At 67.7% G+C, this 12,418-nt stretch carries 8 protein-coding genes; 2 read left to right on the forward strand and 6 right to left on the reverse strand.

Features of this window, described 5'->3' with window-relative positions:
- Position 1 precedes the first annotated feature (1 nt).
- On the forward strand, positions 2 to 562 hold the full coding sequence (rsmD, locus tag RVU70_RS07630) for a 16S rRNA (guanine(966)-N(2))-methyltransferase RsmD (protein ID WP_363350592.1): 561 nt from the start codon (positions 2 to 4) through the stop codon (positions 560 to 562).
- Positions 563 to 697: 135 nt separating this feature from the next.
- Here rsmD and mutS read toward each other — a convergent pair whose 3' ends face one another.
- Positions 698 to 3,361 carry a DNA mismatch repair protein MutS gene (gene mutS / locus RVU70_RS07635; protein ID WP_363350594.1) on the reverse strand — a complete coding sequence of 888 codons (2,664 nt, stop codon included), beginning with the start codon at positions 3,359 to 3,361 and terminating at the stop codon, positions 698 to 700.
- Positions 3,362 to 3,564: 203 nt separating this feature from the next.
- The gene (locus RVU70_RS07640) at positions 3,565 to 4,485 is read right to left on the reverse strand and encodes a hypothetical protein (RefSeq protein WP_363350596.1); all 921 of its coding nucleotides are present in this window, start codon (positions 4,483 to 4,485) and stop codon (positions 3,565 to 3,567) included.
- Positions 4,486 to 4,748: 263 nt separating this feature from the next.
- Here RVU70_RS07640 and RVU70_RS07645 point away from each other — a divergent pair, with 263 nt between their 5' ends.
- A complete protein-coding gene (locus RVU70_RS07645; RefSeq protein WP_363350598.1) occupies positions 4,749 to 7,031 on the forward strand; it encodes an NADP-dependent malic enzyme in 2,283 nt (760 codons plus the stop codon).
- 85 nt (positions 7,032 to 7,116) lie between these two features.
- Here RVU70_RS07645 and hemA read toward each other — a convergent pair whose 3' ends face one another.
- The 4 genes from hemA to RVU70_RS07665 all read right to left on the reverse strand — a co-directional run bounded on the left by hemA (position 7,117) and on the right by RVU70_RS07665 (position 12,416).
- A complete protein-coding gene (hemA, locus tag RVU70_RS07650) occupies positions 7,117 to 8,403 on the reverse strand; it encodes a 5-aminolevulinate synthase (protein ID WP_363350600.1) in 1,287 nt (428 codons plus the stop codon).
- 352 nt (positions 8,404 to 8,755) lie between these two features.
- Positions 8,756 to 10,141: a M20/M25/M40 family metallo-hydrolase gene (locus RVU70_RS07655; RefSeq protein WP_363350602.1), complete on the reverse strand. Its 1,386-nt coding sequence runs from the start codon at positions 10,139 to 10,141 to the stop codon at positions 8,756 to 8,758.
- A gap of 267 nt (positions 10,142 to 10,408) precedes the next feature.
- Entirely contained in the window at positions 10,409 to 11,290 is an 882-nt protein-coding gene (locus RVU70_RS07660) for a 3-hydroxybutyryl-CoA dehydrogenase (RefSeq protein WP_363350604.1), read from the reverse strand.
- 181 nt (positions 11,291 to 11,471) lie between these two features.
- Positions 11,472 to 12,416, reverse strand: coding sequence for an FAD-binding protein (locus tag RVU70_RS07665; protein ID WP_363350606.1), 945 nt, complete (start codon positions 12,414 to 12,416; stop codon positions 11,472 to 11,474).
- Positions 12,417 to 12,418 lie beyond the last annotated feature (2 nt).

Genomic DNA, 12,418 nt, shown 5'->3' on the forward strand with positions numbered 1-12,418 from the left:
CATGCGTATCGTCGGCGGCGCGCTGCGCGGGCGCGCGCTTGCGGGGCCGAAGTCGCAGGCGATCCGTCCGACCTCGGACCGGCTGCGCGAGTCCGTATTCGACATTCTCGCGCACCGCTTCGACGATCCCGTCAGCGGCGCGGCGGTCGTCGATCTCTTCGCCGGCACGGGCGCGCTGGGGCTCGAGGCCCTGTCGCGCGGCGCCGCTCGGGCGCTGTTCGTCGACGACGGAGCCGAGGCGCGCGCGTTGCTGCGCGCCAATATCGAGACGCTGGGGTTGGGCGGCGTCACCCGCGTCTTTCGCCGCGACGCGACGAAGCTCGGTCTCGCGCCGCCGGGCGAGGCGTTTTCCCTTGCCTTTCTCGACCCGCCCTATGGCAAGGGCCTCGCGGCGCCGGCGCTCGCGGCGCTGCTGGAGGGCGGCTGGCTCAGGAAAGACGCGCTCGCCGTGATCGAGGACGCCGCGGACGCCGAGATCGCGCTGCCTGCGGGGCTGGAACAGGAAGATGCGCGGCGCTACGGCGACACGCAATTTCTGTTCGCCCGATTCACGGCGGGCTGAACCGTGCGGCCCCGATCCCTCCCCCGAGACAGGGGAGGGCGGGGGAGAGGGACGGAGCTGCCCTTCCCCTGCTTTCGCGCGTCAAGGCTGACACCCGAAGCTTGCGGGAGGCCGACTTTCCGGGCGCCCAGGAGGTCAGGCCTTCGCCTTCAACTCATAGAGCGCCGCGAGCGCCTCGCGCGGGCTCATCTGGTCGGGGTCGATTCGGAGAAGCGCCTCGCGCAGCGTGTCTTTGGACGCCGACGTCTCCGCGACGCGCTTGAACAGCGGCAGGTCGTCGATCAGCGCCTCGACCGGCGCGCGGCGGTCGGCGGCTTCGAGTTCCGCGAGGATGGCGTGGGCGCGCGCCACGACGCTCGCCGGCAATCCCGCGAGCTGCGCCACATGCACGCCGTAAGAGCGATCGGCCGCGCCTTCTACGACCTCGTGCAGAAACACCACCTCGCCGGCGTGATCGGTGACTTTCATCGTGAGATTGACGAGCCGCTTCATGCGCTTGGCGAGCTGGGTCAGTTCATGGAAGTGCGTCGCGAAGATCGCCCGGGCGCGGTTGACGTCGTGCAGATGCTCGATCGTCGCCCAGGCGATCGAGAGGCCGTCGAAAGTCGCCGTGCCGCGCCCGATCTCGTCGAGAATGACGAGCGAGCGCGGCGTCGCGCAATTCAGGATCGCGGCCGTCTCCACCATCTCGACCATGAAGGTCGAGCGGCCGCGGGCGAGATCGTCCGAGGCGCCGACGCGCGAAAACAGACGATCGACGACGCCGATGCGCGCTTGCGCCGCCGGCACATAGGAGCCCGCCTGCGCGAGCAGCGCGATCAGCGCATTTTGCCGCAAAAAGGTGGATTTACCCGCCATGTTCGGGCCGGTGACGACGGCGATGCGCCCGGCCTTGTCGCCGGAGAGATCGCAGTCGTTCGCCGCGAAGGCTTTGCCCTGCGCTTCGAGCGACGCTTCGACGACGGGGTGCCGCCCGCCGACGATGGCGAAGTCGAGCGAGTGATCGACATGCGGCCGCGTCCAATTGCGCCTTTCGGCGACCTCCGCGAGGGCGCTGAAGAGATCGAGCCGCGCAAAGGCCTGCGCCAGCGTCTGCAAGGGCTCGGCGCGCGCGAGAACCGCGCTGGCCAGCCGTTCGAAGATCGCAATTTCGCGCGCAAGCGCCTGGTCGGCGGCAGAAGCGATTTTGCTTTGCAGCTCGACGAGCTCGCGAGTCGAGAAGCGCATCGCGTCGGCCATGGTCTGGCGGTGCGTAAAGGTCGCGTCGAAGGGCGGACGCAAGAGCTTCTCGCCCTGCGCCGCCGGCAGTTCGAGAAAGAAGCCCAGGAAATTATTGTGCTTGATCCTGAGCCGCGTTCCCGTCGCCTCGGCGTAGCGCGCCTGCAGCGAGGCGATGACCGTGCGGCTTTCGTCGCGCAGCGCGCGCGCCTCGTCGAGCGCCGCGTCATACCCCGCACGCACGAAATCGCCGTTGCGCCTGTCGAGCGGCGGATTGTCGGCGAGGCTCGCCATAATCTCCGAGGCGAGGGCAATGTCCGCCTGCGCAAGGGTCTCGGCTTCGCGCGCGATCTTCTCAGGCGTCCCGGCGTCAGCGAAGAGCGCCGCAATGTCCCGCGCCGTCACGAGCGCGGCGCCGACAGCCGCGAGATCGCGCGGGCCGGCGCGCTGTAAAGAGAGGCGCGAGACGGCGCGCGCAAGGTCGGGCGCGCGCGCCAGCCGCCCGCGCAGCGCGAAGCGAATGTCGGGCGTGTCGAGAAAGAAGGCGACGGCGTCGAGCCTTGCGCCGATCAGGGCCGGGTCAGTCGAGGGCGCGGCGAGGCGTTCGGCGAGAAGCCGGGCGCCGGCCGACGTCGCCGTCAGATCGACGACCGACAGCAGCGCCCCCTCGCGGGCGCCGGACAGCGTGCGCGCCACTTCGAGATTGGCGCGCGTCGCCGCGTCCATGTCGAGCGTGGCGCTGTCGCGCAAACTCACGGGTCGCGAAAGCGCCGGGCGGCCGCCCTTCTGCGTGCGTTCGACATAAAGGATCGCTGTCGCGGCCGCCGCGAGTTCCGCCTCGCTCAACGCGCCGAAGCCGTCGAGCGTCGACACGCCATAGAAATCGATCAATCGCCGCTCGGGATCGCCGGCGTCGCGGCCGAGCGGCGCGGCCGGCGCGGCGACATTGGCGAAGGCGTCGGCCACATCTTCCTCGCGGCACAGCGTTTCCGCGGCGACGATCTCGCGCGGCTCGAGGCGCGCGAGGACCGAAGCAAGCTCGGCGGCGTCGCAGTCGCAGACCGTGAAAGCGCCGGTCGAAATATCGAGGCTGGCCACGCCATAGCGCCAGCCGCCGTCAGAGCGACGCGCGCGCGCGACCGCGGCGAAAGCATTCGCGCGCGCCGGATCGAGGAGCGCGTCTTCCGTGATGGTGCCCGGCGTGACGAGGCGCACGACGTCGCGACGCACAACGGATTTGGCGCCGCGCTTCCTGGCTTCGGCCGGGTCCTCGATCTGCTCGCAGACGGCGACGCGATGGCCGAGCGCGATGAGCTTTTGCAGATAATCATTGGCGCGCTCGACGGGCACGCCGCACATCGGAATGTCCTGGCCCAGATGTTTGCCGCGCTTGGTCAGCATGATGCCGAGGGCGCGCGCCGCGACTTCGGCGTCTTCGAAAAACAGTTCGTAGAAATCGCCCATGCGGTAGAAGAGCAGGCAATCGCTGTTGGCGGCCTTGATTTCGATATATTGCGCGATCATCGGCGTCGCGCGCACGGCCTCGCCCGCGCGGGTCTGATCCAAAGCTTTCTGCGTCATCCGGGTAGTCTAGCGGCGCCCGCCCGAAGGCGCCATGCGGGCGAAGCGACCGCATGTGGAACGCCGCAAAAAAGCCCCGGATTCCGGGGCCTTCTTGATCGATCCGAGGTCCGCGGCGCCTAGCGCCACAAGGCCAGAAGGATGATGATCGGGATCGGCACGCCGAGCAGCCAGAGTAATACAGAACGTCCCATCTTTCCCTCCTACCAGCGCGTCAGTTCTGCGAGCCCGACATTCTCGTCACGGTGGCGTCCGCCGAGCGCCGCGCCGCCCCAGGCCGAGGCTGCGGCGAGCAGCATGGCCGCCGCGGCGATGAAACTCGCCAGTATGCCGGCCTTGCGCGCCTTGTCGGCAAGCTCCTTGGCGCGGGCGTTGTCGTCGCGCACCTGCTGCGCGAGCATGTCGACGCGGGCCCGGGCGTCACTCGGGCTCACGCCGGTCGAAGCCAGCATGTTTTGCAGAAATGTGCGGTCTTCGTTGCTGATCTCGCCCGTGGCCTGGCCACGCGCGACGACCCGCGAGATGATCTGCCGGGTGTCCGCCATAGCGGCGCCAGTTGCGGCCGTCGCGCCGGCTGGCGCGCCGCCCCGCGCGGCGGGGGCCATTGGCGCGGCGCCGCCGTCGCCGCGCATCAGCGTATCGACCCGGTAATCCACGGGGCTCGTTGACAGTCCCGCTTTCTGCGCCTGCTGGCTCGCCGCATCCACGCCGGCCTTGCCGAGGTCATAGAGCGACGACCCGGCCGCGAAGGCGATGATGAGCATGCTGACGCCCCAGACGACGAGGCCATGCGCGCCGTCGCGGACTTCCGCCTCCTCGCGCGGGACGCTCGGATTGCGCGCGCGCAGCCGTCCGCAGACATATCCGCCGGCGGCGTAGCTCGCGACCGTGACCCAGAGCACCCACAGGGCCAGCGCGATGGCGTGGGTGAGCGGCGAGGCGCCTTCGTAGGGAGAGGCCAGGGAGAGGCCGATGCCCGAGCCGAAGGCCGCCAGAACAAAGGTGATCGCCGTGGCGACCGCGACGCCCGCGAGAATGGCGCCCCAATCGACGGCGGTGATGCGCGAGAGCGCCGCGCTCTCGACGGGCGCGGGCGTTACGCCCGGCCGAATGACGTCCGTCATGATCGCCTCCTAGCGCAATCCGAGCAGGGACAGGATCGCCATGACGACCACGACCATTCCAACGAGATAAATGATGCTGTTCATCGTCGCCTCCTTTGGGCGCGCGGAACCTCGCGGCGCGCGCGAGAGATGCTGGAACCAGAGACGGGCGCGAATGTTCCGCGGCGCGGCAGGGAGGGGCCGGCCGCAGCCTTGTGAAGCTTCTTGCTTCGGCGCTATGTTGCGCCGCGAAAAGGCCGACGCGCGGGAAGGGTTCGAAGAGAATGGCGACAGACAAGACGACGGGGCAGGAGCGCCCGATTTTCTCCGACAAGGAGGCGCTGCTTTTTCACTCCCGCGGCCGCCCGGGCAAGCTCGCCGTCGTCGCGACCAAGCCCATGGCGACGCAGCGCGATCTCTCGCTCGCCTATTCGCCGGGCGTCGCCGCGCCCGTGCTCGCCATCGCCCAGGACCCGTCGCTCGCCTTCGATTACACCACGCGCGGCAATATGGTCGCGGTCATCACCAATGGCACCGCGATTCTGGGGCTGGGCGACCTCGGCCCGCTCGCGGCGAAGCCCGTCATGGAAGGCAAGGCGGCGTTGTTCAAGCGCTTCGCCGACATCGATTCGATCGACCTCGAGGTCGACGCCAAGAACATCGACGATTTCGTCAACGCCGTGCGCTATCTCGGCCCCTCCTTCGGGGGCATTAATCTCGAAGACATCAAGGCGCCCGAGTGCTTCGTGATCGAGGAACGCCTGCGCGATCTGATGGACATTCCGGTCTTTCACGACGACCAGCATGGCACGGCGATCATTTCCGCCGCCGGCCTCATCAATGCGCTGCGGCTCACGGCGCGCGACATCAGGACGGCGAAGCTCGTGTGCAACGGCGCCGGCGCCGCCGGCATCGCCTGTCTCGATCTCGCCAAGGCCTTGGGCTTCGATCCGCGCAATGTGATCCTTTGCGACACCAAGGGCGTCGTCTATCGCGGCCGCCAGGAGGGCATGAATCAGTGGAAGAGCGCCCACGCCGTCGACACCAAGGCGCGCACGCTCGCCGAAGCGCTCGAGGGCGCGGATATATTCTACGGGCTTTCGGTGAAGGGCGCGCTGACGCCGGAAATGCTGAACTCCATGGCGGCCGATCCGATCATTTTCGCCATGGCCAATCCGGACCCCGAGATCACGCCGGAAGAAGCGCGCGCGGCGCGGCCCGACGCGATCATCGCGACGGGGCGCTCGGACTACCCGAACCAGATCAACAACGTCCTGGGCTTTCCCTACATCTTCCGCGGCGCGCTCGACGTGCGCGCCAAGACCATCAATATGGAGATGAAGATCGCCGCGGTGCAGGCGCTCGCCGATCTCGCGCGCGAGGACGTGCCGGACGAAGTCGCCAACGCTTACCGCGGCGCGCGTCCGCGCTTTGGCCGCGATTATCTCATCCCCGCGCCCTTCGATCCGCGCCTGATCTCGGTCGTGCCGCCGGCGGTCGCGCGCGCGGCGATGGATTCCGGCGTGGCGCGCCGGCCGATCGTCGACATGAAAGCCTATCGCCATGAGCTGTCGGCGCGGCGCGATCCGATCGCCGGGCTCATGCAGACGATCTACGAGCGCGTGCGCCGCGAGCCCAAGCGCGTCGTCTTCGCGGAGGGCGAGGAGCAACAGGTCATTCGCGCCGCCGTCGCTTTCGTCAATCAGGGGCTCGGAACGGCGGTGCTCGTCGGCCGCGAGGACCGCGTCCGCCAGAACGCCGCCAACGCCGGCGTGGAGCTCATCGACGGCATTGAAATTCACAACGCCAAGCTCTCGAGCCGCAACGCGGTCTATGCGCAATTCCTGTTCGAGCGGCTGCAGCGCAAGGGCTTTCTGCTGCGCGACTGCCAGCGCCTGATCAATCAGGACCGCAATCACTTCGCCGCCGCCATGGTGGCGCGCGGCGACGCCGACGCGATGGTCACCGGCGTGACGCGCAATTTCTCCAATGCGCTCGAAGAAGTGCGCCGCGTCGTCGATCACAAACCCGGCCACCGCGTCATCGGCGTATCGCTCATCCTCGCCAAGGGCCGCGTCGTCGTGGTCGCGGACACGGCGATCACCGAATTGCCCGAGGCGGAGGAGCTTGCGGAAATCGCCGTGGAGGCGGCGGGCGTCGCGCGTCGCATCGGCTTGACGCCGCGCGTCGCCATGCTCGCCTTCTCGACCTTCGGCTATCCGCCAGGCGAACGCACGGCGCGCGTCCATCAGGCGGTCCGCGTGCTCGACCAGCGCCGCGTCGATTTCGAATATGAGGGCGAGATGGGCGCCGACATCGCGCTCAACCGCGAGCTGATGAGCGCCTATCCCTTCTCCAGGCTCACCGATACGGCGAATGTGCTCATCATGCCGGCCTTCCACTCGGCGGCGATCTCGACGAAGATGCTGCAGGAGTTGGGAGACGCCACCGTGCTCGGCCCGCTGATCGTCGGCCTCGACAAGCCGATCCAGATCGTCCAGCTCGGCGCGACCGACACGGAGATCGTCAATATGGCGGCCATCGCCGCCTTCGGAATCGGGGGATAGAGCCGGCCTTTCGTCATGGCCGGGCTTGGCCCGGCCATCCCTGCCGGCGGACGCCCGGCTCAAGGCCGGGCATGAGGACGTAAACTTACTGCGCCGCGAGCTTGATCTCGGGATAGCTGCAACGCTCGGCGCTCTTCTCGTCGACATGCAGATGCGACGGCGGCTCCACGAAGGGAATGCCGAGCGTATGCCAGACGTCGACCACCGCCTCGACGAGATGGGCGATGTGCTCATGCGTGTGGCGCGGCGTCGGCGTGATGCGCAGGCGCTCCGAGCCCTTTGCGACGGTCGGATAGTTGATCGGCTGGATATAAATGTGGTGGCGCGTGAGCAGCAGATCGCTCGCGGCCTTGCAGAGCTCCGCGTCGCGCACCATCACCGGCACGATATGCGAACCATTCTCCAGCACAGGGAGGCCGGCCGCCGAAAGCGCATGCTTGGCGATATGGGCAGCGCGCTGATGCGCGGTGCGCAGATCGGGCCGGCGCTTGAGCAGACGCACCGCCGCGCAGGCGGCGGCGGCGACCGACGGCGGCAGCGCCGTGGTGAAGATGAAGGCGCCCGCATAGGACCGGATCGCGTCAATGACCACGGCGTCGCCGGCGACATAGCCACCCATGGTGCCGAAGCCCTTGGCGAGCGTGCCCTCGATCACGTCGATGCGATCCATGACGCCGGCCTGTTCGCAGACGCCGCCGCCGCGCGCGCCATACATGCCGACGGCGTGCACTTCGTCGACATAGGTCATGGCGCCATAGCGCTCGGCGAGCGTGGCGATCTCGGCCACCGGCGCGACATTGCCGTTCATGGAATAGAGGCTCTCGAAGACGACGAGCTTGGGGCGGTCGCCGGTTTCGATCAACAGCTCTTCGAGATGCGCGAGGTCGTTGTGTCTAAAGATCTTCCTCTCCGCGCGCGACCGCTTCACGCCCTCGATCATCGAATTGTGATTCGAGGCGTCGGAGAGGATGAGGCAGTTCGGCAGCAGATCGGCGATGGTCGAGATCGCGGCCAGATTGGAGATCCAGCCGGAGGTGAAGACGAGCGCCGCCTCCTTGCCATGCAGGTCGGCGAGCTCGCGCTCCAGCTCGACAATGGCGTGGCTCGTGCCGGAGATGTTGCGCGTGCCGCCCGCGCCGGCGCCAACCTTGCTGGCCGTCTCGACCATGGCGGCGATCACTTCGGGATGCTGCCCCATGCCGAGGTAGTCGTTGGAGCACCAGACGGTGACGTCCTCGATCGAGCCGTCGTCGCGATGCCATTTCGCGAGAGGGAAACTATCGACGTCCCGCTCAAGGTGAGCGAAGACGCGGTAACGACGTTCGGTCTTCAGACGGGAGACGGCCGCCTCGAAATATCGCCGATACACCATGTAACGAACCCTCGATCTTCTCACGCCCATCGCACCGGCATCGGCCCCGTCCCGCCTGCAAGCCAGTTTGGACGATTTCTTACATAGCCGATCCTCGGCCGGATTGCGAGCGGCGGATTGCCGCGTATTTGCAGGGTTTTGCGCCTTTGGCCAATAGCCGCCGGCCGCGCGTGGCGTGGCGCCACAGCCGCTATCTCTTCGCGCCTCAACGATCTGCGCGGCCGCGGCCGCGCCGGCGACTGGTCGGTCGCTTGGCGCGTCGTCATTTGCGCCGGGCTTGATCGCCGCGCCCGCGTTTCGATCGCTGGTTACCAGTTCCATTCACGAGGGCGCCCGAAGGCCCGGCGCGGCCTCACCCGGCCAGCGCATCCAAGACCCGCGCCCAGCTCCGCGTCCCCTTGTGGAACGACGTGTAGCTGTATTTTTCGTTGGGCGAGTGGATGCGGTCGTCTTCGAGCGCGAAACCGATCATCAGCGCGTCCATGCCGAGGTCGCGCTTGAAGGCGCCGACGATGGGGATCGAGCCGCCGCAGCCGACGAGGGCGGCGTCCTTGCCCCATTCCTCGGCGAGCGCGCGGCGGGCGCGGCTCAACGCCTCCGAGCCGAAGGGCAATTGCAGGGCGCCCGACGCCCCGTGCGAGATGAATTCGGCCTTGGCGTCGGCGGGCAGGCGCTCGCGAACGAAGGCGCGGAAGCTCTCCATGACCGCCTTGGGGTCCTGCGACCCGACGAGGCGGAACGAGAACTTCGCCGACGCCTGCGCCGGCAGCACGGTCTTGGAGCCCTTGCCGGTATAGCCGCCGACAATGCCGTTGACGTCGCAGGTCGGCCGCGCCCAGATCTGCTCGATGACGCCGCGCCCCGCTTCGCCGCCGACATGGGTGAGGCCGAGGCCGGCGAGAAAAGCCCGCTCGTCGAATTCGAGGTTGCGCCACTGCTCGGCGATGTCTTCGGGGAGCTCCGGCACGCCGGCGTAGAAGCCCGGCAGCGTCACCTTGCCCTCGGCGTCGTGCAGATCGGCGACGATCTTGGCGAGCACGTGGATGGGATTGAGCACCGGCCCGCCGAACATGCCGGAATGGAGGTCGTGGCTTGGCCCCGTGATGATCACTTCCTCCTGCGCGAGGCCGCGCAGCATGACGGTGATCGCGGGCGTCGAAGCGTTCCACATGCCGGTGTCGCAGACGAGCGCAATGGCCGGCTCCGACAGCTCGGCCTTATGCGCCGCGAGGAAATCCGGAAGCGAGGGCGAGCCCGTCTCCTCTTCGCCTTCGAAGAGAAAAGTCACGCTGCAGGGCAGGCCGCCATTCGCCTCGAAAGCCCGGCAGGCCTCGACGAAGGTCATGAGCTGCCCCTTGTCGTCGGAAGCGCCGCGCGCGACGATTTCCTTGCCGTCCTTGCCGTCGGCCAGGCGCGGCGCGAAGGGATCGCTCCGCCACAGTTCCAGCGGGTCCGCCGGCTGCACGTCGTAATGGCCGTAGAACAGCACATGCGGCGCGTCCTTGCGCTTGGCCCTGGCGTGGCCGACGACGATCGGATGCCCCGGCGTTTCGCGCACCTCGGCGGAATAACCCAGGCCCTTGAGTTCGTCCGCGAGCCAGTTGGCGGCCCGCAGGCAGTGCTGCGTATAGGCGGGATCGGTCGAGACCGACGGGATGCTCAAGAGGTCGAAGAGACGCTTCGTCGACGCGGGGAGATTGGCGTCGATCGTATTCAGGATGGCGTCGATGCTGGCCATGGAATCAGATCCTTCGCAGTTGATGCGAAGCTAGTGCGAAGTGGGGCCCGAGAAAAGCCGCAAGAGCAGGCGCGCTTAGAGGGATCGGGACCGCCTTCGCCCTAACCCCCGGGCCAAGCGGGAGAGGGAATGCGGCGTGCGAACGCGTGGCCGACGAAGGCCCGCGCGCGCAGGGAGCGGCGGGGTGAGGCTTGAGGAATGATCCGGCGCCGAGCAAGGCGGCGCATCGGGGCCGTTGCGGCCCCGCAGCCTGTCTCAGAAGCCGCGTCAACGCGTTGGGGTCGGGGTGCCGCTGCGGTAGTCGTAGAAGCCGCGCTGGGTCTTCTTGCCGAGCCAGCCCGCCTCGACATATTTCACCAGCAGCGGGCAGGGGCGATATTTCGTGTCGGCGAGGCCCTCGTGCAGCACCTGCATCACCGAGAGGCAGGTGTCGAGGCCGATGAAATCGGCGAGTTGCAGCGGTCCCATCGGGTGATTGGCCCCGAGCCGCATCGCCGTGTCGATCGCCTCGACCGAGCCCACGCCTTCATAAAGCGTGTAGATCGCCTCATTGATCATCGGCAGCAGGATGCGGTTGACGATGAAGGCCGGGAAGTCCTCGGCCACGGTCACCGTCTTGCCGAGCTTGGCGCAGAAGGCCTTGGCCTCTTCGAAAGTGACGTCGTCCGTGGCGATGCCGCGGATGAGCTCCACGAGCTGCATGCGCGGCACGGGATTCATGAAATGAATGCCGATGAAGCGCTCGGGGCGGCCGGTGATGGCGGCGAGCCGGGTGATCGAGATCGAGGAAGTGTTGGAGGCGATGATGCCGTCCGGCTTCACGACCTGGGCGACGTCGGAAAGGATCTTGCGCTTGACCTCTTCATTCTCCGTGGCGGCCTCGATGACGATGTCGCAGTCGCGGAAATCCTGGAGAGCCGGCGCGGCGGAAATATGCGGCAAAGCGGCCTCGACGGCCTCGCGCGCGAGGAAGCCGCGCTCGACCGCCTTTTTCATCTGAACGCCGATGTCCTTGACGCCGTTTTCGATTCGGTCCGCCGTGACGTCATTGAGGGCGACGTCCAGGCCGGAGAGCGCGCAGACATGCGCGATGCCCTTGCCCATCTGGCCTGCGCCGATAACGCCGACTTTGCGAATTTCGAAGCTCATAATTCGAACACCCACGCGAGAGGACCGCCGGAAAGGGCGGGACGGCTGCGATGCAATGCGGCCACGTTGCAGTGCAATATAACGCGGCGCGAGGCCGAATGAAAACTGGCAAGCTTGAAAAATCGAGAAGTGGCGCTCTCCGCCGCCCGGGTAAAGTCCCGGGCGGCGGATGGATCGAGACTTACTTTCCGAGCTTGGCGAGCTCGGCGTCGAGCTCGGGCACGGCCTGGAACAGATCCGCCACGAGACCGTAATCGGCGACCTGGAAGATCGGCGCCTCTTCGTCCTTGTTGATGGCGACGATGATCTTCGAGTCCTTCATGCCGGCGAGATGCTGGATCGCGCCGGAAATGCCGACGGCGATATAGAGCTCGGGCGCGACGGCCTTGCCGGTCTGGCCGACCTGCAGGTCGTTGGGCGCATAGCCGGCGTCGACCGCGGCGCGGGAGGCGCCGATCGCGGCGTTGAGGCGGTTGGCCACCGGATCGAGAACCTTGTGGAAGTTCTCGGCCGAGGCGAGCGCGCGGCCGCCCGAGATGATGATGCGGGCCGAGGTGAGCTCCGGACGCTCGGACTTGGCGAGCTCCTCGCTCTTGAAGGCGGAGACGCCGGGATTGGCGGCGCCGCCAAGGGTCTCGACCGGGGCCGAGCCGCCCTCGGGCGCCGCCGCAAAGGCCGTGGTGCGCACGGTGATCACCTTCTTTGCGTCCTTGGCGCGGACCGTCTGGACGGCGTTGCCGGCGTAGATCGGCCGCTCGAAAGTGTCGGGCGAAACGACCTTGATGATGTCGGAGACCTGGGCGACGTCGAGCAGCGCCGCAACGCGCGGCAGCACGTTCTTGGTCGCGCTGGTCGAGGGGGCGAGGATCACGTCATAGGACGGCGCAAGGCTGACGATCAGCGCCGCGACCGGCTCGGCGAGCACGTGGTCGAGGGCGGCGTCCTCGGCGTAGAGCACTTTTTCGACGCCCGTAAGCTTCGCGGCCTGGTCGGCGGCGCCCTTCAGGCCGGGGCCGACGACGAGAATATGGACGGGGCCGCCGATCTCCTGAGCGGCGGCAAGCGCCTTGGCGGTCGCGGGCGCGAGCGCGCCATTGGCGGTTTCGGCGAGAAGCAGAATGGCCATTT

Source organism: Methylocystis echinoides (assembly GCF_040687965.1).
GTDB classification, from domain to species: Bacteria; Pseudomonadota; Alphaproteobacteria; order Rhizobiales; family Beijerinckiaceae; genus Methylocystis; species Methylocystis echinoides_A.

Coding starts and splice junctions, on each gene's coding strand:
- RVU70_RS07655 (WP_363350602.1), bottom strand. CDS start 10,141: ATGGCCAGCATCGACGCCATCCTGAATACGATCGACGCCAATCTCCCC.
- RVU70_RS07645 (WP_363350598.1), top strand. CDS start 4,749: ATGGCGACAGACAAGACGACGGGGCAGGAGCGCCCGATTTTCTCCGAC.
- mutS (WP_363350594.1), bottom strand. CDS start 3,361: ATGACGCAGAAAGCTTTGGATCAGACCCGCGCGGGCGAGGCCGTGCGC.
- hemA (WP_363350600.1), bottom strand. CDS start 8,403: ATGGTGTATCGGCGATATTTCGAGGCGGCCGTCTCCCGTCTGAAGACC.
- RVU70_RS07640 (WP_363350596.1), bottom strand. CDS start 4,485: ATGACGGACGTCATTCGGCCGGGCGTAACGCCCGCGCCCGTCGAGAGC.
- RVU70_RS07660 (WP_363350604.1), bottom strand. CDS start 11,290: ATGAGCTTCGAAATTCGCAAAGTCGGCGTTATCGGCGCAGGCCAGATG.
- RVU70_RS07665 (WP_363350606.1), bottom strand. CDS start 12,416: ATGGCCATTCTGCTTCTCGCCGAAACCGCCAATGGCGCGCTCGCGCCC.
- rsmD (WP_363350592.1), top strand. CDS start 2: ATGCGTATCGTCGGCGGCGCGCTGCGCGGGCGCGCGCTTGCGGGGCCG.